Below are 26,312 nucleotides of genomic sequence, written 5' to 3' on the forward strand. Positions count from 1 at the left end.
CCGGACGCGATACAGCGCGCAGCGTCCGGGACACAAGCCAATCACACGCAGATGATCGATAATCTTCGCGGAGAAGTACCTATGCCTTATGTGATCGAAACCTGGGACAAGCCCGGCAGCCAGGCCCTCCGCGCCGAGCATCGCCCGGCCCATTTGGCTTTCCTGGCCGAGCACGCGAAGAAGCTGCTTGCCTGCGGCGCCAAGCTGCACGACGACGGCAGCGATCTCGGCGGCGGCATCTATGTACTGGACACCGAGGATCGCGCCGAGGCCGAAGCCTTCATCGCCGCCGATCCTTTCACCAAGGCCGAGCTGTTTGAACGCGTCAGCATCGTGCGGCAGCGTCGGGCCTATGTGGGCGGCGTGTGCTTGTTGTGAAGAAACAGCGGACCCGCAGCCGCTGGATAGGTTGAGCGCAGCGATATTCTCGCGGGCTTCACCACGCCTCAACGATACAGCTCTGGGGCTCTCGCGCCTCTGTGACACATCCTGCGATGCCCTATGGCAATGCGTCGCATGATTGCGTAAGCATATTTTGCACTGGCCAAACAGGATGCCCGTCATGAAGCTCGTGGTCGCGATCATCAAACCCTTCAAGCTCGACGAGGTACGTCAGGCGCTGACCGCCATCGGCGTGCACGGCATGACGGTGACCGAGGTGAAAGGCTATGGCCGACAGAAGGGCCATACCGAGATGTATCGCGGTGCAGAATACATCGTGAATTTCCTGCCCAAGCTGCGCATCGAGATAGCGGTCGATTCCAGCCTCGCCGACAACACCGTCGAGGTGATCTCTTCCAGCGCCCGCACCGGCCAGATCGGCGACGGCAAGATCTTCGTGACCCCTATCGACCGCGCCCTTCGCATCCGCACCGGCGAGACCGATAGCGACGCGCTCTGACCGCACGAGCGCCCTTCCGATCGGAAGAACGCGCCGAAGAGCTCAACTGGTTGAACGCTTGCAGCCCTGCCCGCATGGGCTGAATGGGCCTCCAAATTAGACATTTCCAGGCTATCTGCCCGAAATCTGCGTGGCGGAATACCGCTCTCTTGCCTCGTGCCTGAGCATGATTTTGTCGATACTCTGTCATGCTTTCGTTTTAGGCAGCATTGATTAGACTTTAAGCGCGGCCGAATAGCGCACCTTGAGTCGGTCTGCCCATGTCGCGAAAAGCGGGGGATTCATAAAACGTTAGCGGTCTCGGCCCGGTTGGCACGGCATTTGATTCTACTGGCCTTGGCTGTGGCCGCGTTGTGAATTTCTCCGCGTGGTGAAACCTCAGTCGAGATCGCCCGGCCATTCAGTCGGGCCTAAGCGGGGATAGGACCCATGAAAATTGTTATGGCGATCATCAAGCCGTTCAAGCTTGAAGAAGTCCGCGATGCCCTGACCGCCATCGGCGTTCACGGTTTGACGGTGACGGAAGTCAAAGGTTACGGCCGTCAGAAAGGCCACACGGAAATCTATCGCGGCGCTGAATATGCGGTGAGCTTCCTGCCGAAGATCAAGATCGAAGTCGCAGTCGCCTCCGATCAAGTGGACAAGACGATCGACGCCATCTCGGCAGCCGCCAAGACCGGTCAGATCGGCGACGGCAAGATCTTCGTCATCAGCCTCGAACATGCCGTTCGTATCCGCACCGGCGAGGCCGATGCCGCGGCGCTCTAAGCGCCTGCATCCCGGCCAAGCAATTCAGACAAACTTCCTCTCAACGCTCACCTCTTTTTTCTTTACTCAGGAGTCAAACACATGACGTTCAAGCGTCCATCTGGCGCGGGATTGGCGGCACTCGCCGTCGGCCTGTTTGCCGCAACTGCGGCTCACGCCGACCCGGCGATCAATAAGGGCGATAACGCCTGGCTGATGACCTCGACGGTCCTCGTGCTGCTGATGACCATTCCCGGCCTCGCGCTGTTCTATGGCGGTCTCGTCCGTTCCAAGAACATGCTCTCGGTGCTGATGCAGATCCTCTACACCGTCTGCATCGTCATGGTGATCTGGGCCGTGTACGGCTACAGCATCACCTTCACCGGCGGCTCGCCCTATATCGGCGGCTTCTCGAAGGCCTTCATGGCCGGCATCACGCCGGACTCCATGGCCGGCACCTTCACTGCCGACGTCGCCGTGCAGGAAATGGTCTATTTCTGCTTCCAGATGACCTTCGCAGCGATCACGCCATCGCTGATCGTCGGCGCCTTCGCAGAACGCACCAAATTCGCAGCCGTCGCGCTGTTCGTGCCGCTCTGGGTCACGCTCATCTACTTCCCGATGGCGCACATGGTCTGGTACTGGGCCGGTCCGGATGCGGTCGTTGCGGCTGCCAAGGCCGTTGCCGCCGCCGCTCCCGATGCCAAGGCTGCTGCTCAGGCCAAGCTTGACGAAGTGATGGCCGATGGCGGCCAGATCTTCCTGTGGGGCGCACTCGACTTCGCCGGCGGCACCGTGGTGCACATCAATGCCGGTATCGCAGGTCTCGTGGGCTGCCTGATCATCGGCAAGCGCACCGGCTACGGCAAGGAGCTGATGGCTCCGCACTCGCTGACCATGACCATGATCGGCGCCTCGCTGCTGTGGGTCGGCTGGTTCGGCTTCAATGTCGGTTCGAATCTCGAAGCGTCGGGCGGCGCCGGCCTCGCCATGGTGAACACCTTCCTCGCCACCGCCGCGGCGGCCATGGCCTGGATGTTCGCGGAGTGGATGACCAAGGGTCACCCGTCACTGCTCGGCGCAGCTTCGGGCGCCGTTGCCGGTCTCGTCGCCGTCACCCCGGCCGCCGGCTTCTCGGGCCCGATGGGCGCCCTGGTGCTCGGCATCATCGCCGGCATCGTGTGCCTGTTCTTCTGCACCACCATCAAGAACTCGCTCGGCTATGACGACTCGCTCGATGTGTTCGGCGTGCACTGCATCGGCGGCATCATCGGCGCAATCGGCACCGGCATCCTGGTCAACCCGGCCCTCGGCGGCACCGGCGTGATGGACTACGTGGCTGGCAAGGTCGCCGACTACGACATGGTCACCCAGGTGCTGGCGCAGTGTAAGGGCGTGCTGCTGACGCTGGTGTTCTCCGGCGTCGGTTCGGCGATCCTCTACAAGGTGGTGGATGTGATCGTCGGCCTGCGCGTCACCGTCGAAGTCGAGCGCGAAGGCCTCGACGTCACCGAGCACACCGAACGCGCCTACAACATGTAAGCGCCGAAATATCGAGATCGGCTGGGGCAATACCCGGCAATGCCCGAGCCGTCGAAGGGCCCCAGCGCAAGTTGGGGCCCTTCACATTTGTGGGGCTCTAGCTTTCGAAAGACGCTACGAAAACGTACTGAAAATCCATGGTTAATCGGGCCTTAACCTCGCCGTATCTATGGTGGTCTGATCCCATTTCTGCCGATCTCATGGGGCGGTCGGCAGCGTTGAAAGTACGGGCGTTTTTCCGATGGCTTCCACGATTCCCGCGCAGCTGCATGGTGTTTCCCGGACCTCCGCGGGCCCCGATGGCGAACGCTCGCCATTTGCGCGGCTGACCGAGCTGCTGGCGCCCTATCAGCCGGGATTGCCGCTGATCACCCTGTCGCTGGGCGAGCCGCAGCATCCGGTGCCGGATTTTGTCGGGCCTGTTTTAGCCAAGCATATCAACGATTTCGGGCTTTATCCGATCGCCAAGGGAATCGCGCCGTTCCGCGAGGCCGCGGCAAAATGGATCACGAAGCGATTCAACCTGCCGCGCGCGGTCGATCCGGAAACCGAAGTGCTGGTGCTGAATGGCAGCCGCGAGGGACTGTTTTTCGCCGGCATTGCGGCGGCCCGTTATGTCGGGCCGCGCGAGGGTAAGCCCGCGATTTTACTACCGAATCCGTTCTATCCGGCCTATGGCGCCGGCGCGCGGGCCGCAGGGTGCGAGCCGGTTTTCCTGCCGACCACGGTCGAAAACGGATTTCTTCCTGACCTCACGAAGATGGATGAGGCGATCTTGCGGCGAACCGTGGCGATCTACATCGCCTCGCCAGCGAACCCGCAAGGTGCTGTCGCGACACCGGAATATTTCAGGCAGCTGCACGCGCTCAGCCTGAAGCACGGCTTCATCGTCCTCAGCGATGAATGCTATTCCGAGATCTATACCCGCGAAGCGCCCGGCAGCATGCTCGCCTGCGCCGGCCCGGACTTCCAGAACGTGGTGGCCTTCCAGTCGCTGTCGAAGCGTTCCAACCTGCCCGGCATGCGCGTCGGCTTCGTTGCCGGCGACAGGAAATTCCTCAGCGCTTTCCATGAGCTACGCAACGTCGCCGCGCCGCAGGTGCCGGTGCCGCTGCAGCAGGTGGCAATCGCCGCCTACAGCGACGAGAGCCACGTCGAGGACAACCGCCGGCTTTACGGACTGAAGTTCGATCTCGCGGACCAGATTCTGGGCTCGCGCTACGGCTACAAACGGCCCGCTGGTGGCTTCTGTTTGTGGCTCGATGTCTCGAAATGCGGTGGCGACGAAGAGGCGACAGTGCGGCTTTACAGAGACGGCGGTGTTCGCGTCGTCCCCGGCAGTTACCTCGCCCGGACGCAGCCCGACGGCAGCAATCCCGGCGCGGGTTACATCCGGATCGCCATGGTTCAGGACAGCGATACCACCGCCGAGGCGTTGCACCGGCTGGTCAAAATTCTCGGCTGATCGCAGGGGCGCGCAGCAAGCATGAGCACCACGATCGAACGTGTCATTCCCCTAGTCGGGCACCTGCCCGCCTCGCTGCGCGAGGCGCTGGGACGGCGGCTGCGCGAACTCGCCGGCTTCGGCCTAGTCGGCGTCGCCGGCGTGGCCGCGGCAGCCATGATGACATGGTCTGTCCAGGACCCGAGTCTGTCGCATGCGACCTCGCGCGCGATCCGGAATGTCGCCGGCTATCCCGGCGCGATCGGCGCGGACCTCCTGATGCAGATCCTCGGCCTTGGCGCGATCATGATGATCCTCACCGTCGCCGTCTGGGGCTGGCGGATGATGACGCATCGGCACTTCGACCGCGAAGCGCTGCGCCTCACCTGCTGGCTGCTCTGCACCGTGTTCGCCTCGGGCTTCGCCAGCTGCTGGCAGCATGGCGGATCGTGGCCGCTGCCGACCGGCGTCGGCGGCGTGGTTGGCGATGCGCTGTTCCGTACGCCAGCCGTCGTGTTCGGCCCCGTCGGCTTCATCTACCGCTTCGTGCTCGGCCTGATTTTCTGTTCGCTGATGACGGCGACGTTCGTCATCGCCTGCGGATATGGCGCCAAGCCGAAGGAAGAATTCCCCGAGATCGACGACATCGACGAAGAGCCGTTCGAAGAAGTCGACGAGGAGAACGACCGCCGATCCTTTTCGGTTTCACTCGGCTGGCTCGTGCACGGCCTGATGAGCACCAAGGCGCGCATCGGCCGCATCCTGTCGTTCCTGTACGGCAAATTCGTCACCTCCGGCGGCGAGCCCCGCGCCACCGCGTTCCAGCGTCAGGAGCCGAATCTCGGCGGCCGCCGCCCGAGCCCTTCGATCGCTCCGCATGACGACGCACACGAGGAAGAAGAGGAAGAGTACGAGGAGGAAGAAGAAGAGGTCGAGGAAGAGCCCGCCCCGAAGGCGCGCAAGAAATCGTCCGCGAAGGAGCCTGCCCGCAAGAACAACGGCAAGTTCGAGCTACCCTCCGTCGGCATGCTCACCGCACCGAAGGCGGCCGATCGCAAGCCGCTCAGCAAGGCCGAACTCGAAGCCAATTCGCGCGCGCTCGAAGGCGTATTGCAGGACTTCGGCGTGCGCGGCGAGATCGTCAAGGCCAATCCGGGGCCCGTCGTCACGCTGTACGAACTCGAACCCGCACCGGGCATCAAGTCATCGCGCGTGATCGGCCTCGCCGATGACATCGCGCGTTCCATGAGCGCCCTGTCCGCGCGTGTCGCCGTCGTCCCCGGCCGCAATGCCATCGGCATCGAACTGCCGAACCAGCACCGCGAAAACGTCTATCTGCGCGAACTGCTGCAGGTGCAGGACAGCAACGAAGGCATCAAGCTGCCGCTCTGCCTCGGCAAGAATATCGGCGGCGAAAGCATCATCATCGATCTCGCCCGCACGCCGCATATGCTGATCGCGGGCACCACCGGCTCGGGCAAGTCGGTGGCGATCAACACCATGATCCTCAGCCTGGTCTATCGGCTGCGGCCGGACCAGTGCCGCCTGATCATGGTCGATCCGAAGATGCTCGAACTCTCCGTTTATGACGGCATCCCGCATCTTCTCACGCCTGTCGTGACCGATCCGAAGAAGGCCGTCGTCGCGCTCAAATGGGCGGTGCGCGAAATGGAAGAGCGCTACAAGCGCATGGCCAAGCTCGGCGTGCGCAACATCGACGGCTACAATGCACGCCTGATCGAAGCGCAGAAGAAGGGCGAGGAACTCACCCGCACGGTCCACACCGGCTTCGACAAGGAAACCGGCAAGGCAATCTACGAGGAAGAGAAGCTCGATCTCTCGCCGCTGCCCTATATCGTCATCATCGTCGACGAAATGGCCGACCTGATGATGGTCGCCGGCAAGGACATCGAAGGCCTGGTGCAACGCCTGGCGCAGATGGCGCGCGCCGCCGGCCTGCATGTGGTGCTCGCCACGCAGCGCCCGTCGGTGGACGTCATCACCGGCACCATCAAGGCGAACTTCCCGACGCGCATTTCCTTCCAGGTCACGTCGAAGATCGACAGCCGCACTATCCTGGGCGAGATGGGCGCCGAACAACTGCTCGGCCGCGGCGACATGCTCTACATGGCTGGTGGCGGACGCATCTCGCGCGTCCACGGACCTTTCGTGTCTGACGAGGAAGTCGAAAAGGTCGTCAAACACCTCAAGACCCAGGGCGAGCCGGAATATCTCGAGGCGGTCACGGCGGAAGAGCCTGAAGAGGGCGAAGACGGCGCCGTGTTCGACAATACCGGCATGGGCAGCGATGGCGGCGGCGACCTCTATCAGCAGGCCGTGGCCATCGTGAAGCGCGATCGCAAGGCGTCGACCAGTTACATCCAGCGCCGGCTGCAGATCGGTTACAACCGCGCGGCATCGCTGATCGAGCGGATGGAGAACGAAGGTGTCGTGGGCCAGCCGAACCATGCCGGCAAGCGCGAGATCCTGATTGCCGAAGAAGAGAGCGGTTTCTGAGCGCGTGACGGTACCCTGGAACAAACCCGCATCCGGGTCGCGAAATCGCCACAGCGCGAGGCTACGGCCAACCTGTGTGGCGGACGTGACATCAGCCCGCGTTGAATCCCACGATTTCAAGCCATCGGATCATTCGCTAGAATGCGCCGCAGACATCGCCGAGCAGGACGACGTTTTGATGAAACGCGACACCCGATACGCCGCACACCCGGCTCTCCTGCGCACCAGTGCCGCCGGCCTCACTGCGGTTTTCGCTGTCGGCATCATGATGACATTGGCCCAGGCGCAAACCACACCGCTGCCACGACCCGCGCCGAAGGCGCGTAACACCGCATTCCAGGTCGCCGCGTCCGAGACGCAGCCGAACCGGCCGCCGGCCGCTGTCGTTCCGGCGCAGGCACCGCGGCAGACCAAGCCGCCGGAGCCGGTGATTCCAGACCCGCGCCGCAACGTGCCGGCGAGCATTTTCACTACCTTTGATGCTAATCAGAAGGCATCGGCTGCAAAGGTGAGCGCCTATCTGTCGAATCTCTCGACGCTGTCGGGCAATTTCGTGCAGGTCGGGCCCGACGGCAGCAAGACCACCGGTGACTTCTACATCCAGAAGCCTGGCAAGGTGCGCTTCGAATATGATGCGCCGACACCAATCGCGATGGTCTCCGACGGGCAGTCGCTGGCGGTGCGCGACACCAAACTGGCGACCCAGGATGTCTATCCGCTGTCGCAAACGCCGCTGCGCTTCCTGCTGTCCGACCGCATCGACCTGATGAAGGACACCAATGTCGTCGCCGTGTCCGCCGACGATCTCTACACGTCGGTCATCATCGAGGAGCGCAACGCCGTGGTCGGCACTTCGCGTCTGATGCTGATGGTCGGTACGAAGGACGGCCAGCTCAAGCAGTGGACCATCACCGATCCGCAGGGCTACGACACCACGGTGGCGATCTACAATCTGGACACCACGAGAAAGCCGGATCCGGGCCTGTTCAAGATCGACTTCGCCCGGTATCCGAGCGGCGGCGCGAATTAAGCTCCACCCCTCATGGTGAGGAGGCCTAGCGGCGCAATTACGCCGCTGAGAGCGCCGTCTCGAACCGAGAGATGCAGCGCTCCGTCGCCATCCTTCGAGACGCCGCTGCGCGGCTCCTCAGGATGAGGGACGGAGAATCGAGATCCTAAGCTGAACGGGCATTGTTCCGAGCAAAAGCTGTCGAAAACCACCTCGACCGCTTTACGGGTCAGACTCTCAGGATGAGGGTTTTGGTGGGGTCCTCCACTCGTCCACAACATCGCATCGGCCACAACCACAGCCCCTCATGGTGAGGAGCCGCCACTTGGCGCGCGTCTCGAACCATGAGATGGGAGGGGGCGACCATCCCAAGCGAATGGTGAGTGCCATTCGCCGGAGACGCGCGTGAGGAACGCGCTCTTCAGGATGAGGGTCGCGTCTGTGGCCCATCATCGGATTTCCATGCGTCTCACCCTCACCACCTGGAATATCAATTCCGTCCGCCTGCGTATCGAGCTCGTCGCCGACTTCCTGAAGAAGCACCGGCCCGACGTGCTGTGCCTGCAGGAGACCAAGTGCCCCGACGATGCGTTTCCGCTGAAGCGCTTCAAGCAGCTTGGCTACAACCACGTCGCGCTGAACGGACAGAAGGGCTATCACGGCGTCGCCATCGTCTCGAAACTGCCGTTCGAGACCACCGATATCCGCGTGTTCTGCGACAAGGTGGATTCGCGCCACATCTCCGTGGCGTTCGGTGCACAGGCCGGACTCAGCGCGCCGCTGATCCTGCATGATTTCTATGTGCCGGCCGGCGGCGATATTCCAGATCCCGAAGCCAATCCGAAATTCGCGCACAAACTATCGTTTCTCGACGAGATGCGCGCCTGCGAACCGCTGCATCCGCGCGGCGATGCCAGGCATATTCTCGTCGGCGATCTCAACGTGGCGCCGCACGAGAACGACGTGTGGTCGCACAAGCAGATGCTGAAGATCGTGTCACATACGCCGATCGAATGCGAAAAACTGCTGGCGGTGCAGAGCGAAGGCAACTGGATCGACGTAGCGCGCGAGCGCATTCCGCTCTCCGAGAAGATCTATACGTGGTGGAGCTACCGCGCCGCGGACTGGGCCGCATCGAATCGCGGGCGACGGCTGGATCATATCTGGGTATCGAATGCGCTGAGGGATTCGGTGCAGGACTTCAGCGTGCTCAGCCACGCGCGTGGATGGGAACGGCCATCGGATCATGTGCCGGTGACCGTCGTGATGGATGTGTAGTTGAACACGCGACCTTGAACTCTGTCCCTCATCCTGAGGAGCCGCGCAGCGGCGTCTCGAAGGATGGCCACGCGCTCAGAGCCAAGCCAACTCATGGTTCGAGACGGCGCTGTCAGCGGCGCAATTGCGCCGCTAGGCCTCCTCACCTCAGCCTGAACGCAACTGCGTTCAGGCGGGAGGGACGGAGTGTACTACCCCAGCTTCGCCCTTACCTGCACAAAATCGCTGGTCAGCTCGTTCACCCGCGCTGCCATATCGTTGCGCAGGCGCAGGGCTGCATCGGGATCGCTGTCGAGCACGCGCTGGAATAGGCTGCGCGTGATCCGGATCACGCTCGAATATTCGGTTGCCACCGCAGTCGAGCGGCGCGGCATCGAGATCAGCAGCGACAATTCGCCGATCAGCGCACCACGACCGGCCACCACTTCATGGCCGCTGCCGTCATCGACACTGATGCGGAACGCACCGGATTGCACCACATAGCCGCAATCGGCCGGCTCGTCCTCGCGAAACAGAAACGAGCCGCGGGCGAATTCCTGCTGCTCGGAGCCGATGGCGATCACGCGCAGAGCATCGCGCCCGAGCAAGCGTAATGTCGGGACACGCTCGAGCAATGAGACGTCATCATCAATCGACATGCGAAAAATCGAGTCGGAAAGCCGCGTGGACCGGACGCAACGACGAGCTACAGGCGAATCGGTCCACTATTCGTATCACGGCACCAACTTGTAGCCACCGGCTTCCGTCACCAGGATTTCCGGATTGGCGGCATCTTTCTCGATCTTCTGGCGCAGCCGGTAGATATGCGTTTCCAGCGTATGGGTCGTCACGCCGGAATTATAGCCCCAGACCTCCTGCAGCAGCGTCTCGCGCGACACCGCGGTCTGGCCGGCGCGATAGAGAAAGCGGAGGATTGCGGTCTCCTTCTCGGTGAGCCGCACCTTCTTGGCATTGGCCCCGGTGAGCATCTTCGAGCCCGGGCGGAAGCTGTAGGGACCGACGGTAAACACCGCATCCTCACTGGCTTCGTGCTGGCGCAACTGGGCGCGGATGCGCGCCAGCAGCACGGCGAAGCGGAACGGCTTGGCGACATAGTCGTTGGCGCCGGATTCCAGGCCGAGAATCGTGTCGCTGTCGGTGTCGTGGCCGGTGAGCATGATGATCGGCGCCTTGAAGCCGCCCTTGCGCAGGCTGCGCACGACTTCGCGGCCGTCGGTATCGGGCAGGCCGACATCCATCAGCACCAGATCGGGGGAATTGGTCTTGGCTGCTGTCGCGCCCTTGGCGCCGGTATCGACGGCAGAGGCTTCGAATTCCTCGTGCAGCGACAACTGCTCGACCAGCGCCTCGCGCAAATCAATGTCGTCATCCACGATCAAGATCTTGCGGGCATTCGGCATTGCGACAATCCTTTGGACGGCTGCTGCGGCTTCACGCTTGAGACGCGATGACGGGTGGAGATCATCACGGTTTCGAGATCGCCGCATAGTCTAGCGCAAAAAACCTAGCATTCTCAGCGAATGTGGCTTTGCAGCGCGAAATAGAACATTTGCGGTAAACGGCCAAGGTGAAGCGGCGGGATTAGATGGGAAACGTCGTTAATTCAGGTACTTATCGAACAAGCTTGCGTGATCGGCCGGTTAAGCGGGTGCTGGTGCGGCGCGCTGCGGGTAATCCGCAACGTGGCTGGCTGAGCTTCGATCACACATCCATACCCGTCGCGCTGGGTCGCGGCGGAATCAAGGCGAACAAACGCGAAGGCGACGGCGCAACGCCGCAGGGGGTGTTTCATCCGCTGCGCCTGTGGTGGCGTGGGGATCGCCATGCAAGGCCCCGCACGCATCTGCCAGTACGGGAGATCTCGCCCTTCGACGGCTGGTGCGAGGACCCGCGGGACCGGCGCTACAATCGGCCGGTGCGCCTCGACCGCGGCGCCAATGGCGACCGGCTGGCGCGCGAGGATCACCTCTACGATTTCATCATCGAGATCGACCAGAACACCAGGCCGCGAATCGCCGGCCGCGGCAGCGCGGTGTTCCTGCATCTGGCGCGGCAGAACTGGGGCCCGACGGCCGGCTGCGTAGCCATGCGCAAAGGTGCGATGCTGCGGCTGCTGGCGCGGCTGGGAACGGACACGGAGATCGTGATCGGGTGATTGTTGGATCAACTCCGCCCTCATCCCGAGGAGCCGCGTAGCGGCGTCTAAGGATGGCGGTACGCTCCGAGCCAGCCATTTCATGGTTCGAGACGCGCGCCACCATGGCGCGCTCCTCACCATGAGGGAAGAGTTTGCCGAATGAGGGACGGAGCTAGCGGTGCCCGAAGATCGCCGATCCCACCCGCACATGGGTGGCGCCAAACTGGATCGCCACGGCAAAATCGGCGCTCATGCCCATGGACAGCTGCGTCAGCCCGTTGCGCGCGGCGATCTTGGCGGTCAGCGCGAAATGCGGCGCAGGCGCCTCGTCCACCGGCGGGATGCACATCAGGCCGGAGATTCCGAGGCCCCAGTGATCGCGGCAGCGCGCCAGAAAATCATCCGCCTCGCCCGGCGCGATGCCAGCCTTTTGCGGCTCCTCGCCGGTGTTGATCTGCACGAACAATTGCGGGCGCTTCTGTTGCGCGGTGATCTCCTTGGCCAGCGCATCGCACAGCGAGGGACGATCGACGGAGTGAATCGCATCGAACAACGCCACCGCTTCCTTGGCCTTGTTGGATTGCAGCGGCCCGATCAGATGCAGCTCAATCCCGGGTTGCGCGGCGATCAGCGCCGGCCATTTGCCCCGCGCTTCCTGCACTCGATTCTCGCCAAATAAGCGCTGGCCCGCATCGATGACAGGCTGAATCGCATCGGCCTCGAAGGTCTTCGATACGGCGACGAGATTGACGGAAGTCCGCTCACGACGGGCTTCCCTGCACGCACGGCGGATTTCGGCCTCCACCGCGGCGAGGCCGCCGGTTGGTAAAGAACCCGTTAACGTCATGGAACCCTGCACTGAATTATTTTCAACCATGACGCGAGCTTTCGTGGGGACAACGGCAATTTGAGGGTTCCGCGAAAGGGTTTGTGAACGCTTTGAAGTACCTATGTCCGCGGGGCTCAGGGATCCGAAGATGTCACGCATCGGTATCAACCGCAATAAAGCCAGACTCAGGGGAGCCCTCGGCATTCGTGCCCGTCTGGTGCTGTTCGCGCTGATTCTGGTGGGACCATTGATGGCCGAGCGCATCCGCTCGCTGCATCATGCCCGCGCGCAACAAATCGCCGCCGCATCGCAGGAATTCGCCGGCATCGCGCGGCACAGCGCCGACGCGCAGCGCGAAGTCTTCGCGTCCATCGAGGCGGTGCTGAAATCATCGGCCTATATCTATTCGAGCGCAGCGCAGGTGAACCGGAGCTGCGCCATCATGCGGGCCAGCCTGCGCAGCAACATGCCCTGGCTGCGCAGCCTGACCGTCGCCGGCGTCGATGGCATCGCCCGCTGCTCAACCTGGCCGGAGGTCGTGGATACCCAGTTCAATTTCAGCGATCGCCCCTATTTCAAACAGGCGATCGCCACCGGCGAATTCACCGTCAGCGATTATGTCTTCAGCCGCCTTTCCAATCTGCCGACCATCATGGCCGCCTATCTCGCGCCGGGCGAAACCCGCGCTGACGACGCCGTGATCCTCGCTGCCGTCAATCTCGACTGGATGTCGAAGCTGATGAGCAATCTCGGCGAACGACCGGGCGTCACCGCACTGCTGGTCGATCACGCCGGCACGGTGCTGGCCGCGCCGCCGAACAACGCCGATGCGATCGGCCGGCCGATGGAAGACCTGTCGCTACTGCCGTTGATCGCAGCTGACTTGCGCAACTCGCAGCGGCAATCGGGCTCGCTGTCCTTCACGGCGGATGACGGCACCCCGCGCGCCGTATCCTTCGCGGCCATTCCCGGCACCAGCGCACAACTCATCGTCAGCATCGACGAATCGCGCGTCTCCGCGATTGCCGACCACGAGATCCGGAATGCCTATATCCAGCTCGCCATCGCCTGCCTGTTTGCGCTGCTCGGCGCGCTGGTGGTGGCGGAGCGCATGATCATCAACCCGATCCGCGCCATTTCCATCATGGCGAAACACTTCGGCCGCGGCGACTGGTCGGCACGCTTGCCGCGCAGTTCGCTGCCGGCCGAATTCGTCCCGCTGGCCCGCGCCTTCTATGGCATGGCGGCGCAGCTGCGCGGCCGCGAGCGGGAATTGCGCGCCAGCAACGAACAGCTCACGGTGCTGGCATCGGTCGACATGCTGTCCGGCCTCGCCAATCGCCGTGGTTTCCAGAGCCGGCTCGATTTCGAATGGCTGCGCGCCCAGCAGTCCGGCGACGATCTGGCGCTGCTGATGATCGATGTCGACTACTTCAAGATGTTCAATGACAGCTATGGCCATCCCGAGGGAGATGCCTGTCTCGCCCGCGTCGGCGAGACGCTCGCCCAGTTGGCCGATCGCGTGTCGGGCTTTGCAGGCCGCTACGGCGGCGAAGAGTTCTGCCTGCTGCTTCCGGCCACCGACACCGCGCGCGGCGTCCAGATCGGCGAGATGGTCCGCTCGGAAATCTGGAACCTGACCGTCCCGCATGCCACCAGCACCCATCAGCGCGTCACGGTCAGCGTCGGCGTCGCCGCCGCAGCTCCGGCCACGCTGGAAACCGTCCGCGACCTGCTGGAAGCTGCCGATGCCGCCCTCTACGCCGCCAAGCGGCGAGGCCGAAACGCGGTGGTCGAGCATGGCTTCGTGCGGAGCTATGACAGGGCGGTCTCGCTCAGCGCATAAGCCTGCTCCGGCTTGCCGCAGCACTGTCTTTTCACGCTTAAGCCGTTGACCCACCGTGGTCTTTTGTGGCCTAGTCCCGGCCTTCACAGGACCCGGAACAGACTGCCGAATCGATGACGAACGAACGCTACAACGCCCGCGAGACCGAACCGCGCTGGCAGCGCGTGTGGGACGAGAAGGCGATCTTCGCCACCAAGAATGATGACCCGCGGCCGAAATATTATGTGCTCGAGATGTTCCCCTATCCGTCCGGGCGCATCCATATGGGCCATGTCCGCAACTACACGATGGGGGACGTGCTGGCGCGGCTGAAGCGCGCCAAGGGTTTCAACGTCCTCCACCCCATGGGCTGGGATGCATTCGGCCTGCCGGCGGAGAACGCCGCCATCGAGCGCAAGGTGGCGCCGAAGGCCTGGACCTACGACAACATTGCATCGATGAAAAAGCAGCTGCAGACCATGGGTCTGTCACTGGACTGGGCACGCGAGTTCGCGACCTGCGACCCCAGCTACTACAAGCATCAGCAGAAGATGTTCACCGACTTCCTCGCCGCCGGCCTGGTCGAGCGGAAGAAGTCGAAGGTGAACTGGGATCCGGTGGATCACACCGTGCTCGCGAACGAGCAGGTGATCGACGGTCGCGGCTGGCGCTCGGGCGCCGTCGTCGAGCAGCGTGAGCTGACCCAGTGGTTCTTCAAGATCACCAAATATTCGCAGGACCTGCTCGACGCATTGGAGACGCTGGATCGCTGGCCGGACAAGGTCCGGCTGATGCAGCACAACTGGATCGGCCGCTCGGAAGGCCTGCATTTCGAATTCGGTCTGGTCGGCGCGCCCGCCGGCTTCGACAAGCTGCCAGTCTTCACCACGCGGCCGGATACGATGTACGGCCCGACCTTCGCGGCCATCTCCCCAGATCATCCGCTGGCGAAGAAACTGGCTGAGAGCGATCCGAAGATCGCGGCCTTCATCGACGAGTGCCACAAGCTCGGCACTTCACAGGCCGAGATCGACACGGCAGAGAAGCTCGGCTTCGACACCAGCATCAAGGCAACCCATCCGGCTGATTCGACGTGGGAGCTGCCGCTCTATATCGCGAATTTCGTGCTGATGGATTACGGCACCGGTGCCGTGATCGGCTGTCCCGCCCATGACCAGCGCGACCTCGATTTCGCGCGCAAGTATGACCTGCCGGTTCTGGACGTCTTCGTGCCGGTCGGCAGTGACGAACGCGTCGGCAACACCGCTTTCGTACCAGCCAAGACCGACACGGTGCAGTATATCCGCTGGGTGGGCGAGCCCGGCGTGATGACCTGCGAAGAAGCGATGAAGAAGTCGCTGGCGATCTTCGAGAACGACGGCTGGGGCAAGCGCGAAGTGAATTTCCGCCTGCGTGACTGGGGCATTTCACGCCAGCGCTATTGGGGCTGCCCGATTCCGATCATCCATTGCGAAAAGTGCGATGTGGTGCCGGTGCCGGAGAAGGATCTGCCCGTCGTGCTGCCGGAGGACGTGACCTTCGACAAACCGGGCAATGCGCTCGATCATCACCCGACATGGAAGCACGTCACCTGCCCGCAATGCGGCGGCAAGGCGCGGCGCGAGACCGACACGATGGACACGTTCGTGGACTCGTCGTGGTACTTCGCGCGCTTCACCGATCCGTGGAACACGGATGCGCCGACGACGCGCGCGGTGGCCGATCGCATGATGCCGGTCGATCAGTATATCGGCGGTGTCGAGCATGCGATCCTGCATCTGCTTTACAGCCGTTTCTTCACCCGCGCCATGAAGGCGACGGGACATGTGAGCCTGGACGAGCCCTTTGCCGGCATGTTCACGCAAGGCATGGTGGTTCACGAGACCTACAAGAAGCAGGACGGCACGTTTGCCTCCCCGGCGGAAATCAACATCACCGGCGACGGCACGACACGCTCGGCAACCCTTCTGACCGACGGTTCACCGGTCGAGATCGGCTCCATCGAGAAGATGTCGAAGTCGAAGCGCAATACGGTCGACCCCGACGACATCATCGGTACTTATGGCGCCGATACTGCCCGCTGGTTCATGCTGTCGGACTCGCCGCCGGATCGCGACGTGATCTGGAGCGAAGAGGGCGTCAAGGGTGCCTCTCGTTTCGTGCAGCGGCTGTGGCGCATGGTCAATGATGCCGCGGCGCACGGGAAAACCGCGCCAGCCGACAAGCCGGCAACTTTCGGCGCTGAGGCGCTGGCGGTCCGCAAGGCCGCCCACGGGGCGCTCGACAAGGTTTCGACCGGTGTCGAGCGGCTGCAGTTCAACGTCTGCCTCGCTTATATCCGGGAATTCGCCAACGCGCTCAGTGAGGCGCTGGCCAGGCCGGAAACGCCCGCACCGGACATGTGCTGGGCACTGAACGAGGCGGCCGTGATCCTGGTGCAGCTGTTCGCCCCGATGATGCCGCATCTGGCCGAAGAATGCTGGGTTGTGCTGGGCCAGCCCGGCCTGGTCTCCGAAGCCTCGTGGCCCCAGGTCGAGGCCGATCTGCTGGTCGAAGACAGCATCACCCTGCCGGTCCAGGTCAACGGCAAGAAGCGCGGAGAAGTCACAGTTCCGCGGGAAGCGCCGAGTTCCGAAATTGAGGCTGCCGCTCTGGCTCTCGATGTTGTAAAACAGGCGCTCGATGGCAAGCCCGTCAAGAAGATCATCGTGGTGCCGCAGAGGATCGTGAATGTTGTCGGCTAAGCTCCGTATTGCCGCCCGCCTGACGGCGATCGTCGCCCTCGGCGCGCTCACGGCCGGCTGCTTCCAGCCGATGTATGCGGCCAAGACGGCCGACGGCTCGCCGGCCCTGCGCGAAAAACTCGCCGCGGTCGAAGTGCCGCCGCTCGACTATCCCAACGCCTCGCCGCAGGCGCGCGTGGGCGTCGAGATCCGCAACGCGCTGATGTTCAAGATGTATGGCGCCGCCACCGGCACGGCGCCGCTCTACACGCTGAAGATCCGCTTCAATCCGAGCCGCACATCGCTGATCGTCGATCCGAATACCGCGCTGCCGACATCGGAGAATTACGGCATCGACGCGACCTATGGCCTGATCGAGATCGCCACCGGCAAACAGGTGCTGACGGGCTCGACCTTCGCCCGTGTCACCTACGATATCCCCGGCCAGCAGCAGCGCTTCGCCCGCACCCGCGCCGCGCGCGACGCAGAGAACCGTGCAGCGGGTGAGATCGCGGACAACATCAACACGCGTCTGGCGTCGTTCTTCTACAAGGAGTCGTAGTCTTCGCCCTCACCCTGAGGAGCCGCGAAGCGGCATTTCCTCGCGAATGGCAAGCCATTCGCTGGGGATGGCGGCAGGCACCGGTGCCAAGACAACTCATGGTTCGAGACGACGCTGCGCGTCTCCTCACCATGAGGGACTGAGTGAAAGCAGACATCGCCTTGGTCGCCCTTCGCGGAAAAGACATCGACATATTCCTAAGCCGGCCGGACTCCACCCGGCCGATCATCCTGCTCTACGGCCCTGATGCGGGCCTCGTGCGTGAGCGTGCCGAGGCGCTGGTGAAATCCGCGGTCGACGATCCCAACGATCCATTTTCGCTGGTGCGCATGGATGGCGACGATCTCGCGGCCGAGCCGTCGCGGCTGGTCGAGGAAGCGATGACGATCCCGATGTTCGGCGGACGCCGCGCCATTCGCGTGCGCGCCGGCTCGAAGAATTTTTCCAGCGGGGTCGATACGCTGAGCGAGATGTCGATCCGTGATTGCCGGATCGTCATCGAGGCCGGCGAACTCAGGCCGGAATCCCCGCTTCGCAAGGCGTGCGAGAAGGCGAAGACCGCCGTCGCCATCGCCTGCTATCCCGACACCGAGCGCGATCTGACCAAGCTGATCAACGACGAATTGCAGCTCGCGAATCTGCGCATGACGCCGGATGCACGCGCAACGCTGATGTCGCTGCTTGGCGGCGACCGCCAGGCCTCGCGCAACGAGCTGCGCAAGCTGATGCTCTATGCACATGGCACAGGCGAGGTGACGCTCGATGATGTGATGGCCTGCGTGGCCGACGCCTCCGAGCTGAAGATCGATCCGATCGTGGACGGCGCCTTCGCCGGCAACCCGGCGCTGGTGGAAACCGAATTCAACAAGGCAATGATCGCCGGTACTTATCCCGGCATGATCGTGATGGCCGCGCAGCGCCAGGCGGCGGCTCTTCACAAAGCGAGCCTGCTGGTGGAAGCCGGCACGCCGGCGTCGGCCGCGGCCGAGAGCGGATTTCCGCGATTGCATTTTTCACGCAAGGGCGCGGTGGAAGCGGCACTGCGCAATTTCACGGCGCGACGGCTGGCGAATGTGATGGACCAGCTCGCGGTGGCCGCGCTCGAGATACGCAAACAAAACGCCCTCGGCGCGGCGATCGCACAGAGGGCGTTAATGTCGATTGCCGTGAATGCAAGGCGCAGAGGGTAGAACCAATCTCTTCTTGTCATCGCCCGGCTTGACCGGGCGACCCAGTACACAGCGCATCTTGGCTCAACACTCCTGCCGTCATTTACTGCATCGCCCGCTTTTGCGGGCGATGACAGCGGAGAGTGTGAGAGCTCGAATGACGCCCTATTTATCCAGCCGCTTCAAAATCTCGTCGAGCTGATCGAGATCGCGATACTTGATCATCACGGCACCGCCGGGATCGCGGTGGTCGACGCTCACCTGCAGGCCGAGTGCATCGCTTAAACGCTTTTCCAGAGCGATGGTGTCGGCATCCTTGGCGGCCTTCGGCGCCGAGCCGGCGCGCGGCTTCTGCGGTGCACGCTCGGGCACGCCTTCCTCATGCGCGAGCGCTTCGGTCTGGCGCACGTTGAGGCCTTCGGCGACTACGCGCTTCGCGGCGGCGGACGGATCGGGCAGTGAAATCAGTGCACGGGCGTGACCATTGCTGAGCTGGTTCGATGCGATCAGCGCCTGAACGTCTTCCGGCAATTTGGTGAGACGCATCATGTTGGCGACATGGCTGCGGCTTTTGCCGACAATTTTCGCGATGTCGTCCTGGCTATGTTTGTAGGTCTCGGCGAGCGCGTGATAGCCCTGCGCCTCTTCCATCGGATTGAGGTCTTCGCGCTGCACGTTTTCGATGATGGCAATTTCCATCGCAGCGGCATCGGTGACATCGACCGGCACGATCGGCACTTCATGCAGACCGGCGAGCTGCGACGCGCGCCAGCGGCGCTCGCCGGCGATGATCTCGAAACGATCATGCGCACCCTTCACCGGACGCACCACGATCGGCTGGATCACGCCATGCTGCTTGATCGAGGCGGCGAGTTCATTCAGCTCCGCATCGGCAAAGGCGCGGCGCGGATTGCGGGGGTTCGGCTTGATGAACTCGATCGGCACCTTGCGCTGCGCGCGCGCCGGCCGCTCGGTCTGCGCGGCTTCGCCGCCGACATCGCCGATCAGACTTGCCAGACCGCGGCCCAACCGCGAACGCGCTTCATCGGCCATCGCCAATCCCCTCGAACTCATGGGTCACTCCAAAACTCAAACTCGATATTTGTAGGATGGGTAGAGCGGCGACGCGCAGCGTCGGAGCGAAACCCATCAGCAGTCGCGCGTTTGGTCGATGGGTTTTCGCTTCGCTCAACCCATCCTACGAACGTCGCGCGTTATGCCGCGTCGACCGGCGCCGCGCGGATGTCGCGCTCGCGCTGGATCACTTCGGTGGCGAGACGCAGATAGGCTTCCGAGCCGGCACATTTCAGGTCATAGACCAGCACCGGCTTGCCGTAAGACGGCGCTTCCGAAATGCGGACGTTGCGCGGAATCATGGTGTCGTAGACCTTGTTGCCCATGAACTCGCGGACATCGGCCACGACCTGGTTCGACAGGTTGTTGCGCGCATCGAACATGGTCATGACGATGCCGTGGATGGTCAGGTTCGGATTCAACGTCGAGCGCACCTGCTCCACTGTCTGCAGCAATTGCGACAGACCTTCGAGTGCGAAGAACTCACACTGCAGCGGAACGAGGATTGCGTCCGACGCAGCCATCGCATTGACGGTGAGCAGATTGAGCGACGGCGGGCAATCGATCAGCACGTAAGTGTAGTCGGAGCCCGGCGAGACATTGTTGTTGAGTTCGCCGATAGCGTCGCGCAGGCGGAAGGCGCGGTCGCGGGCCGAACCGATTTCCAGTTCGAGACCTGAGAGATCCATGGTCGAGGCAGCGATATGCAGACGCGGCACCGCGGTGACCACGACGGCATCGCGCAGCGGGGCATCGCCGGTCAGCACGTCATAGGTCGAACAGGCGCGATCGCGGCGATCGATGCCGAGGCCGGTGGAGGCGTTGCCCTGGGGATCGAGATCGACGATCAGCACGCGCTCGCCAATCGCGGCGAGTGCGGTTCCGAGATTGATCGCGGTGGTTGTCTTGCCGACGCCACCCTTCTGGTTGGCCAGCGCCAGGATGCGCGGATGGCCGGGCAGAGTTTTCGAGCTATCCTCTTGATATTCCTGATCAATGACGGTCATTTTGCGTGAGCCATGCGTGGGTTTGCGGACGGTTCGCGCCGCGCGATCGTATCCAGTTCAACAATCCAGCCTTGCCCACCGGTGAGGCTCGGATGCAGGCGTGGGCTTATATTCCAATATTTAGTAGCTTCGGTCAATTCCGCATCTACATCTTGACCCTTCAAAAACAGCGCCTTGGTGCCATTTTTCATCAGGGGAGCTGCGAAACCCAGAATGATTTCTAGCGATGCCACTGCTCGTGCGGTGATGCAATCGACGCGCTCAGGGAAACTATCCACACTATCCCCGATGTCAGCGAGATGTACCGACCCGGGGGCTTGCGTCACCCGCAGCGCTTCGCGCAGGAACGCCGCCTTCTTGGCGTTACGCTCGACCAGATGGACGTGGCCACCGACATCGCCCATGGCACAGGCCAGCACCACGCCAGGAAAACCACCGCCACTGCCGAAGTCGAGCCAGACACGCGCATCGGGCGCGAGCCTCAAAAGCTGTAGCGAATCCGAGATATGGCGCGTCCAGAGATTTGGAAGCGTGGCCGGCGAGATGAGATTGGTCTTGGCCTGCCATTGCAGCAACAGGGCGACATAGCGGTCGAGCCGCGCTTCCGTTTCATGTGAAACAGGCGTGAGCCGCAGCGCAGCGGCCTTGTCGCTGCCGAGAAGGGGAACAGGAGCGGATGGCTGGGAACGTTGCGCCATGGATTGGGTATCGATGCATCATGAAGGGAGTGATTATTCTTACCCTGAGTCCGAGACGGCGGCTATCGAAATGCCTGGGAGTCGGCCCATGAGTTGTCCATCCTACGAAGACGCTATCCATCGCACCGGCATTCTCGATCTGCTGGCACCGTTCGATCCGCACGTGGTCGGCACCCTGCCCCTCGGCATTGCTTTGCCCGCGAGCGACATCGATATCGTCTGCCACGCACCGGATCTCAACGAGATTGCCGACTTGATTTGGCAAACATTCAGATCGGCCAAAGGCTTTGTCATGTATCGATGGGTGGTCAAAGGCCGACCGCTCATTGCGCAGTTCGAGGCCGAAGGTTGGCCGTTCGAGATATTCGCGGCCGCCGATCCCGTCGAAGATCAGGCCGGGTGGCGACATTTCAAGGTCGAGCAACGGCTACTCGGCCTTGCAGGCTCCGTCCTTCACGATCGGATCATGATGTTCCGGATGCAAGGCTTGAAGACTGAACCAGCTTTCGCCGCCGCACTCGGATTGGCGGGTGGTCCCTATGAGTCGATGAACAAGCTCTGTGACGCAACCGATAAGGAGCTTGTTGAGGTACTCGCGACCCCCGCACCTCATCTTGCGACCGCCGTTAGGAAATAGGCCGCTGGGCCATCAGTCCCGCTCGTCCGGATTTGAACCCGCAGCTTGTGTAGAAGTCGGCCACATGCGGGTTCAAATGCATCCGGCCGGTCACCAGCAACACCCGCTGACATCCCCTCGCCCAGGCTTCTCCCAATCCGGCCTCGACAACTTCACGCCCATATCCGTGACGCCGATGGCCTACATGGGTCACCACATTCTCAAGGAACCCATGAGGCGTCGCTCCCCGCATCAGGTTTGGCGCGGTGATCAGGGTGGAGGACGCGACCAAGACGCCTTTATCCTCGACCACAAACACTGCGACATGCTCTGCCGAAAGGATTTCGAGCCAACGGTTCTTTGCCAGATCATCAGACAGCTCCGGCATATCGGGTGTCAGGTGCCGATAGAGCGCCAACAGCTCCTGTAGATCGCCTATTTCCGCTCGACGCGTAGTCGACATCGTATCCATCTCGGTGTTTCACGTGAAACAGATCAGGCCATGCTCGTTGCTGCCGTCTTGCGCGCTTCACGGCGCAAATAAGCTGTCAAGATCGCCAGCGACGCCGGTGTGACACCATCCAGACGACCAGCCTGCCCCATCGTCCGCGGCAAAGCAGCCTTCAGCTTGGCGCGGGCCTCGTTGGAAAGCCCGGGGACTGTATCGTAATCGACCTCGGTGAGCGACAGACCTTCATCGCGGCGGAAAGCTTCCACATCCGCGGTCTGACGCTTGAGATAGACGTCGTACTTGGCATCGATCTCGATATGGGTGCCGATCGCTGGGTCAATGGCCGATAATTCCGGCCAGATCCTGGTCACCGTGGCCCATTCGGTTTCGGGATAAGACAGGAGATCGAAGGCCGTACGGCGTTGACCATCGTGATTGAGGGCAAGCCCATGCTTTGCCGCCCCGTTTGGGGTGATCGACAATGCCTTCACCAACGCCTTGCCGGCGGCCAGCGCGTCCATCTTCACCGTATGCCGGGTAATACGATCACTGCCGACACAGCCGAGAGCGATACCCTTGTCAGTCAGACGCTGATCAGCATTATCGGCACGGAGAGTCAGGCGATACTCGGCCCGCGAGGTGAACATCCGATAGGGCTCGGAGATGCCGCGGGTGACCAGATCGTCGATCATCACGCCGAGATAGCCGTCGGCACGATCGAATACGGCCGGCGTCGAGCCGGATGCGGCGAGGGCAGCGTTCAGACCGGCCACCAGACCCTGAGCGGCAGCTTCCTCATAACCTGTGGTGCCATTGATCTGTCCAGCCAAGAATAGACCCGGCATCCGCTTCGCCTGCAGGGTCGGCTCAAGTTCGCGCGGGTCGACATGGTCATATTCGATGGCATAGCCCGGCCGGATCATTCTAACCCGCTCGAGACCGGGGATCGAAGCCAGTATCGCCGCCTGAACCTCCTCCGGCAGCGAGGTGGAGATGCCATTGGGATAAACGGTGTCGTCATCGAGACCTTCGGGCTCCAGAAAGATCTGGTGACCGTCGCGATCGCCGAAGCGGACGATCTTGTCCTCGATGGATGGGCAATAGCGCGGGCCGGAGCTTTTGATCTGGCCGGAATACATCGGCGAGCGATGCACATTGGCGCGGATCACCTCATGGGTAACTGGCGTGGTGCGGGTGATGCCGCACTGGATCTGGGGTGTAGTGATGCGATCAGTCATCACCGAAAACGGCTCGGGCGGGTCATCCGCCGACTGCATTTCGACAGCGGACCAATCGATGGTCTTGCCGTCAAGGCGCGGCGGGGTACCGGTCTTCAGGCGGCCGAGCGTAAAACCGATTCGTTCGAAAGCCTTGGACAAGCCAAGTGCCGGGGCTTCATCGATCCGGCCCGCCGGCCAGTTCTTCTCACCAAGATGGATCAGGCCACGCAAGAAGGTGCCAGTGGTGATGACCACGGCTCCGGCAACCAGCTCTCGGCCATCGGCCAGACGGATGCCAGTCACCCGACCGTTCGCCGTCAGAAGATCATCGGCCTCGCCTTCAATGACCCTGAGATTCTTGATAGCCGTGATCGCATCCTGCATCGCCGTTGCATAAAGCTTGCGGTCGGCCTGGGTGCGCGGACCACGCACGGCCGGACCTTTTTTGCGATTGAGCATGCGGAACTGGATGCCACCGACATCGGCGACACGGCCCATCAATCCGTCCAGCGCGTCGACCTCTCGGACCAGATGGCCCTTGCCGAGACCACCGATGGCGGGATTGCAGGACATCGCACCGATAGTCGCAAACTTGTGGGTGACCAGCGCGGTACGCGCGCCCATGCGCGCAGCCACAGCCGCAGCTTCACAGCCGGCGTGTCCACCACCGATGACGATGACATCAAACTTGTCTTGCATGGCAGCAGCTTCTAGCGCGCCTGTGGACAAGATTGAAGGGAAATCGAGAGGGGCGTTTCACGTGAAACGGAGAAGCTCGCCTAGGTTCCATTACATGGAACCTCATCCTGAGAGTCAGACTGGAAATGTGGTCCGTCGGTTGGCGATGCTAGTCGCCCAGGCGGAACGCAACGCACTCTGTCCCCTCGTGATGGGGAGCGCGCCAGGTGGCGCGCGTCTCGAACCATGAAATGGCTGGCTCGGAGCGTACCGCCATCCTTCGAGACGGCGCTTCGCGCCTCCTCACCATGAGGATAGAGCCTATGGCAAGGCGCTGCTCTTGTTTCACGTGAAACATCAATTATAGGAATTATTACTTTCCTATGCAAAAATCCCTAAATATGCTATCGAGCACATCTTCCACATCGACCTGCCCAAGCAACCGACCAAGTTGATATGCAGCGGCGCGCAGATCTTCTGCCACGAGTTCATCGCCTTGCTGCGCCGATGTTGCAGCGTGCCGCAGCAAATCTACCGTGCGACGAAGCAGGTCACGCTGGCGATCCCGTGTGATGAAGCCTGCCTCGCCCTGTCCGAAATACTGGGATGCAAATTCAACCAGCGCCGACATCAGTTCGCTCATGCCGTCGCCGCGTTCGGCCGAAATCGAAAACGTTGCGTCCTCCAAAGCCGCGGCAGGCACATCGGTTTTGGTTCTGACGATCCAGATCGGCGCATCGCTCTCAGTCAGCCAACCTTCTGGCCGTGCAGCATCCGCTGAGTCGACCAGCCACAGAACAAGGTCCGCTTCACCCGCCCGGGCACGCGCACGACGGACGCCCTCTTCTTCCACCGGGTCGATCGTCTCGCGAATACCGGCCGTATCGATCACGGTCACCGGATAACCGTCGAGATCAAGCTGCACTTCGAGCACATCGCGCGTCGTTCCCGCATGAGGCGAGACGATCGCGACATCACGGCGGGCGAGCTGATTCATCAGCGTGGACTTACCGACATTGGGTTGACCGGCAATCGCCACAACAAGCCCCTCGCGCAGGCGCTCGCCCCGGCCTTGCGCCGACAGCACCTCCTCGATCTCACGGCAAAGTGCTTCCGCCTTCTCCAATGCGGGTGCCATCAGTTCCGCGGAAACATCGCCCTCGTCGGAAAAATCGATGCCGACTTCCACCAGGGCCAATGCTTCGATGATCTGCTGGCGCCAGTTTCTCGCTTTGTCGCCGAGCAGACCCTTGAGCTGGCGCAGCGCCTGTTTGCGCTGACGGTCGGTATCAGCATGGATGAGATCGTCGAGACCTTCGGCTTCGGTCAGATCGAGCTTGCCGTTTTCGAAAGCACGACGCGTGAATTCGCCGGGTTCCGCCGGACGCAAACCGGGGATGGCAGCAAGTGCGTCGAACAATGCGACGAGAACCGCACGGCCTCCATGAATGTGAAATTCGGCAGTGTCCTCACCGGTGGCACTGGCGGGCGCGGGAAACCAAAGCACCATGGCATCGTCGATCGGGCCCAGTTTCTCGTCGGCGAGCAACACATGGGTGGCCGCGCGAGGTATCGGTCGCTTTTTTGCGAGGCGCTCAAGCGCAATGCCGGCGCGAGTGCCGGAGACCCGCACAATAGCAATCGCGGTCGGGGGCCGACCGGAGGATAATGCGTAGATAGTCTGGTCGCGCGGATGCATCGCCTATTTGACGACGGTGGGGGTGTGGCGCAACGGGATTCTCGCTCCGGCCCTCATCCTGCCGCTCCGCCCTCACCCTGAGGAGCGCGCATCGCGCGCGTCTCGAAGGGTGGCCACAGATTCAGAGCCAGGCCAGCTCATGGTTCGAGACGGCGCTTCGCGCCTCCTCGCCATGAGGAATGGAGT

At 62.4% G+C, this 26,312-nt stretch carries 23 protein-coding genes; 14 read left to right on the forward strand and 9 right to left on the reverse strand.

What is annotated here, in order from left to right:
• Positions 1 to 81: 81 nt before the first annotated feature.
• The 8 genes from E0H22_RS01205 to E0H22_RS01240 all read left to right on the forward strand — a co-directional run bounded on the left by E0H22_RS01205 (position 82) and on the right by E0H22_RS01240 (position 9,438).
• Positions 82 to 378, forward strand: coding sequence for a YciI family protein (locus E0H22_RS01205; RefSeq protein WP_233023961.1), 297 nt, complete (start codon positions 82 to 84; stop codon positions 376 to 378).
• Positions 379 to 562: 184 nt separating this feature from the next.
• The gene (locus E0H22_RS01210) at positions 563 to 901 is read left to right on the forward strand and encodes a P-II family nitrogen regulator (protein WP_233023962.1); all 339 of its coding nucleotides are present in this window, start codon (positions 563 to 565) and stop codon (positions 899 to 901) included.
• Between the two features lie 429 nt (positions 902 to 1,330).
• Positions 1,331 to 1,669 carry a P-II family nitrogen regulator gene (locus E0H22_RS01215; protein WP_233023963.1) on the forward strand — a complete coding sequence of 113 codons (339 nt, stop codon included), beginning with the start codon at positions 1,331 to 1,333 and terminating at the stop codon, positions 1,667 to 1,669.
• An 81-nt stretch (positions 1,670 to 1,750) separates the two neighbouring features.
• Complete coding sequence (locus E0H22_RS01220) at positions 1,751 to 3,190, forward strand: ammonium transporter (protein WP_233023964.1); 1,440 nt, start codon at positions 1,751 to 1,753, stop codon at positions 3,188 to 3,190.
• 241 nt (positions 3,191 to 3,431) lie between these two features.
• Entirely contained in the window at positions 3,432 to 4,655 is a 1,224-nt protein-coding gene (locus E0H22_RS01225; RefSeq protein WP_233023965.1) for an aminotransferase class I/II-fold pyridoxal phosphate-dependent enzyme, read from the forward strand.
• A 21-nt stretch (positions 4,656 to 4,676) separates the two neighbouring features.
• On the forward strand, positions 4,677 to 7,151 hold the full coding sequence (locus E0H22_RS01230) for a DNA translocase FtsK (protein WP_233023966.1): 2,475 nt from the start codon (positions 4,677 to 4,679) through the stop codon (positions 7,149 to 7,151).
• Positions 7,152 to 7,329: 178 nt separating this feature from the next.
• Positions 7,330 to 8,181 carry an outer membrane lipoprotein carrier protein LolA gene (locus E0H22_RS01235; RefSeq protein ID WP_430715199.1) on the forward strand — a complete coding sequence of 284 codons (852 nt, stop codon included), beginning with the start codon at positions 7,330 to 7,332 and terminating at the stop codon, positions 8,179 to 8,181.
• 441 nt (positions 8,182 to 8,622) lie between these two features.
• Positions 8,623 to 9,438 (forward strand): exodeoxyribonuclease III, encoded by an 816-nt coding sequence (locus tag E0H22_RS01240; protein ID WP_233023967.1) that lies wholly within the window; start codon positions 8,623 to 8,625, stop codon positions 9,436 to 9,438.
• A 191-nt stretch (positions 9,439 to 9,629) separates the two neighbouring features.
• On the opposite strand, the gene E0H22_RS01245 is transcribed toward E0H22_RS01240, so the two are convergent.
• Positions 9,630 to 10,076 carry a cyclic nucleotide-binding domain-containing protein gene (locus E0H22_RS01245; protein WP_233023968.1) on the reverse strand — a complete coding sequence of 149 codons (447 nt, stop codon included), beginning with the start codon at positions 10,074 to 10,076 and terminating at the stop codon, positions 9,630 to 9,632.
• A gap of 75 nt (positions 10,077 to 10,151) precedes the next feature.
• Positions 10,152 to 10,838: a response regulator transcription factor gene (locus tag E0H22_RS01250; protein ID WP_233023969.1), complete on the reverse strand. Its 687-nt coding sequence runs from the start codon at positions 10,836 to 10,838 to the stop codon at positions 10,152 to 10,154.
• A gap of 185 nt (positions 10,839 to 11,023) precedes the next feature.
• Between E0H22_RS01250 and E0H22_RS01255 the strand changes: the two genes are divergently transcribed.
• A complete protein-coding gene (locus E0H22_RS01255) occupies positions 11,024 to 11,593 on the forward strand; it encodes a L,D-transpeptidase family protein (RefSeq protein WP_233023970.1) in 570 nt (189 codons plus the stop codon).
• Between the two features lie 154 nt (positions 11,594 to 11,747).
• Here E0H22_RS01255 and E0H22_RS01260 read toward each other — a convergent pair whose 3' ends face one another.
• The gene (locus E0H22_RS01260; RefSeq protein WP_233026596.1) at positions 11,748 to 12,422 is read right to left on the reverse strand and encodes a YggS family pyridoxal phosphate-dependent enzyme; all 675 of its coding nucleotides are present in this window, start codon (positions 12,420 to 12,422) and stop codon (positions 11,748 to 11,750) included.
• A gap of 130 nt (positions 12,423 to 12,552) precedes the next feature.
• On the opposite strand from E0H22_RS01260, the gene E0H22_RS01265 reads away from it, so the two are divergent.
• The 4 genes from E0H22_RS01265 (at position 12,553) to holA (ending at position 18,704) form a co-directional block, all read left to right on the forward strand.
• Positions 12,553 to 14,250: a diguanylate cyclase domain-containing protein gene (locus E0H22_RS01265; protein ID WP_233023971.1), complete on the forward strand. Its 1,698-nt coding sequence runs from the start codon at positions 12,553 to 12,555 to the stop codon at positions 14,248 to 14,250.
• A gap of 113 nt (positions 14,251 to 14,363) precedes the next feature.
• Entirely contained in the window at positions 14,364 to 16,973 is a 2,610-nt protein-coding gene (gene leuS / locus E0H22_RS01270) for a leucine--tRNA ligase (protein ID WP_233023972.1), read from the forward strand.
• Positions 16,960 to 17,514 carry an LPS assembly lipoprotein LptE gene (gene lptE, locus E0H22_RS01275; RefSeq protein ID WP_233023973.1) on the forward strand — a complete coding sequence of 185 codons (555 nt, stop codon included), beginning with the start codon at positions 16,960 to 16,962 and terminating at the stop codon, positions 17,512 to 17,514. Before leuS ends, lptE begins: the two co-directional genes overlap by 14 nt.
• Before the next feature lie 161 nt (positions 17,515 to 17,675).
• Complete coding sequence (gene holA, locus E0H22_RS01280; protein ID WP_233026597.1) at positions 17,676 to 18,704, forward strand: DNA polymerase III subunit delta; 1,029 nt, start codon at positions 17,676 to 17,678, stop codon at positions 18,702 to 18,704.
• A 144-nt stretch (positions 18,705 to 18,848) separates the two neighbouring features.
• On the opposite strand, the gene E0H22_RS01285 is transcribed toward holA, so the two are convergent.
• From E0H22_RS01285 to rsmG, 3 genes are all read right to left on the reverse strand, one after another.
• Positions 18,849 to 19,736 (reverse strand): ParB/RepB/Spo0J family partition protein, encoded by an 888-nt coding sequence (locus E0H22_RS01285; RefSeq protein ID WP_233026598.1) that lies wholly within the window; start codon positions 19,734 to 19,736, stop codon positions 18,849 to 18,851.
• Positions 19,737 to 19,897: 161 nt separating this feature from the next.
• Positions 19,898 to 20,764, reverse strand: a complete 867-nt coding sequence (locus tag E0H22_RS01290; protein ID WP_233023974.1) for a ParA family protein — start codon at positions 20,762 to 20,764, stop codon at positions 19,898 to 19,900.
• Entirely contained in the window at positions 20,761 to 21,462 is a 702-nt protein-coding gene (rsmG, locus tag E0H22_RS01295; protein WP_233023975.1) for a 16S rRNA (guanine(527)-N(7))-methyltransferase RsmG, read from the reverse strand. Before rsmG ends, E0H22_RS01290 begins: the two co-directional genes overlap by 4 nt.
• Here rsmG and E0H22_RS01300 point away from each other — a divergent pair.
• Positions 21,461 to 22,099, forward strand: coding sequence for a DUF4269 domain-containing protein (locus tag E0H22_RS01300; protein ID WP_233023976.1), 639 nt, complete (start codon positions 21,461 to 21,463; stop codon positions 22,097 to 22,099). The two genes, rsmG and E0H22_RS01300, sit on opposite strands and share 2 nt — an antisense overlap.
• On the opposite strand, the gene E0H22_RS01305 is transcribed toward E0H22_RS01300, so the two are convergent.
• From E0H22_RS01305 to mnmE, 3 genes are all read right to left on the reverse strand, one after another.
• Positions 22,089 to 22,550 (reverse strand): GNAT family N-acetyltransferase, encoded by a 462-nt coding sequence (locus E0H22_RS01305; RefSeq protein ID WP_233023977.1) that lies wholly within the window; start codon positions 22,548 to 22,550, stop codon positions 22,089 to 22,091. The genes E0H22_RS01300 and E0H22_RS01305 overlap by 11 nt on opposite strands.
• 23 nt (positions 22,551 to 22,573) lie before the next feature.
• On the reverse strand, positions 22,574 to 24,448 hold the full coding sequence (gene mnmG, locus E0H22_RS01310) for a tRNA uridine-5-carboxymethylaminomethyl(34) synthesis enzyme MnmG (RefSeq protein WP_233023978.1): 1,875 nt from the start codon (positions 24,446 to 24,448) through the stop codon (positions 22,574 to 22,576).
• 352 nt (positions 24,449 to 24,800) lie between these two features.
• Positions 24,801 to 26,126 carry a tRNA uridine-5-carboxymethylaminomethyl(34) synthesis GTPase MnmE gene (gene mnmE, locus E0H22_RS01315; protein ID WP_233023979.1) on the reverse strand — a complete coding sequence of 442 codons (1,326 nt, stop codon included), beginning with the start codon at positions 26,124 to 26,126 and terminating at the stop codon, positions 24,801 to 24,803.
• Between the last annotated feature and the right edge of the window lie 186 nt (positions 26,127 to 26,312).

The organism is Rhodopseudomonas boonkerdii, from assembly GCF_021184025.1.
GTDB classification, from domain to species: domain Bacteria; phylum Pseudomonadota; class Alphaproteobacteria; order Rhizobiales; family Xanthobacteraceae; genus Tardiphaga; species Tardiphaga boonkerdii.

Coding starts and splice junctions, on each gene's coding strand:
- E0H22_RS01265 (WP_233023971.1), top strand. CDS start 12,553: ATGTCACGCATCGGTATCAACCGCAATAAAGCCAGACTCAGGGGAGCC.
- lptE (WP_233023973.1), top strand. CDS start 16,960: ATGTTGTCGGCTAAGCTCCGTATTGCCGCCCGCCTGACGGCGATCGTC.
- leuS (WP_233023972.1), top strand. CDS start 14,364: ATGACGAACGAACGCTACAACGCCCGCGAGACCGAACCGCGCTGGCAG.
- E0H22_RS01290 (WP_233023974.1), bottom strand. CDS start 20,764: ATGACCGTCATTGATCAGGAATATCAAGAGGATAGCTCGAAAACTCTG.
- mnmE (WP_233023979.1), bottom strand. CDS start 26,126: ATGCATCCGCGCGACCAGACTATCTACGCATTATCCTCCGGTCGGCCC.
- E0H22_RS01245 (WP_233023968.1), bottom strand. CDS start 10,076: ATGTCGATTGATGATGACGTCTCATTGCTCGAGCGTGTCCCGACATTA.
- E0H22_RS01210 (WP_233023962.1), top strand. CDS start 563: ATGAAGCTCGTGGTCGCGATCATCAAACCCTTCAAGCTCGACGAGGTA.
- rsmG (WP_233023975.1), bottom strand. CDS start 21,462: ATGGCGCAACGTTCCCAGCCATCCGCTCCTGTTCCCCTTCTCGGCAGC.
- E0H22_RS01260 (WP_233026596.1), bottom strand. CDS start 12,422: ATGACGTTAACGGGTTCTTTACCAACCGGCGGCCTCGCCGCGGTGGAG.
- E0H22_RS01240 (WP_233023967.1), top strand. CDS start 8,623: ATGCGTCTCACCCTCACCACCTGGAATATCAATTCCGTCCGCCTGCGT.
- E0H22_RS01230 (WP_233023966.1), top strand. CDS start 4,677: ATGAGCACCACGATCGAACGTGTCATTCCCCTAGTCGGGCACCTGCCC.
- E0H22_RS01205 (WP_233023961.1), top strand. CDS start 82: ATGCCTTATGTGATCGAAACCTGGGACAAGCCCGGCAGCCAGGCCCTC.
- E0H22_RS01235 (WP_430715199.1), top strand. CDS start 7,330: ATGAAACGCGACACCCGATACGCCGCACACCCGGCTCTCCTGCGCACC.
- E0H22_RS01215 (WP_233023963.1), top strand. CDS start 1,331: ATGAAAATTGTTATGGCGATCATCAAGCCGTTCAAGCTTGAAGAAGTC.
- E0H22_RS01285 (WP_233026598.1), bottom strand. CDS start 19,736: ATGGCCGATGAAGCGCGTTCGCGGTTGGGCCGCGGTCTGGCAAGTCTG.
- E0H22_RS01225 (WP_233023965.1), top strand. CDS start 3,432: ATGGCTTCCACGATTCCCGCGCAGCTGCATGGTGTTTCCCGGACCTCC.
- E0H22_RS01305 (WP_233023977.1), bottom strand. CDS start 22,550: ATGGATACGATGTCGACTACGCGTCGAGCGGAAATAGGCGATCTACAG.
- E0H22_RS01255 (WP_233023970.1), top strand. CDS start 11,024: ATGGGAAACGTCGTTAATTCAGGTACTTATCGAACAAGCTTGCGTGAT.
- E0H22_RS01220 (WP_233023964.1), top strand. CDS start 1,751: ATGACGTTCAAGCGTCCATCTGGCGCGGGATTGGCGGCACTCGCCGTC.
- E0H22_RS01250 (WP_233023969.1), bottom strand. CDS start 10,838: ATGCCGAATGCCCGCAAGATCTTGATCGTGGATGACGACATTGATTTG.
- mnmG (WP_233023978.1), bottom strand. CDS start 24,448: ATGCAAGACAAGTTTGATGTCATCGTCATCGGTGGTGGACACGCCGGC.
- E0H22_RS01300 (WP_233023976.1), top strand. CDS start 21,461: ATGGATTGGGTATCGATGCATCATGAAGGGAGTGATTATTCTTACCCT.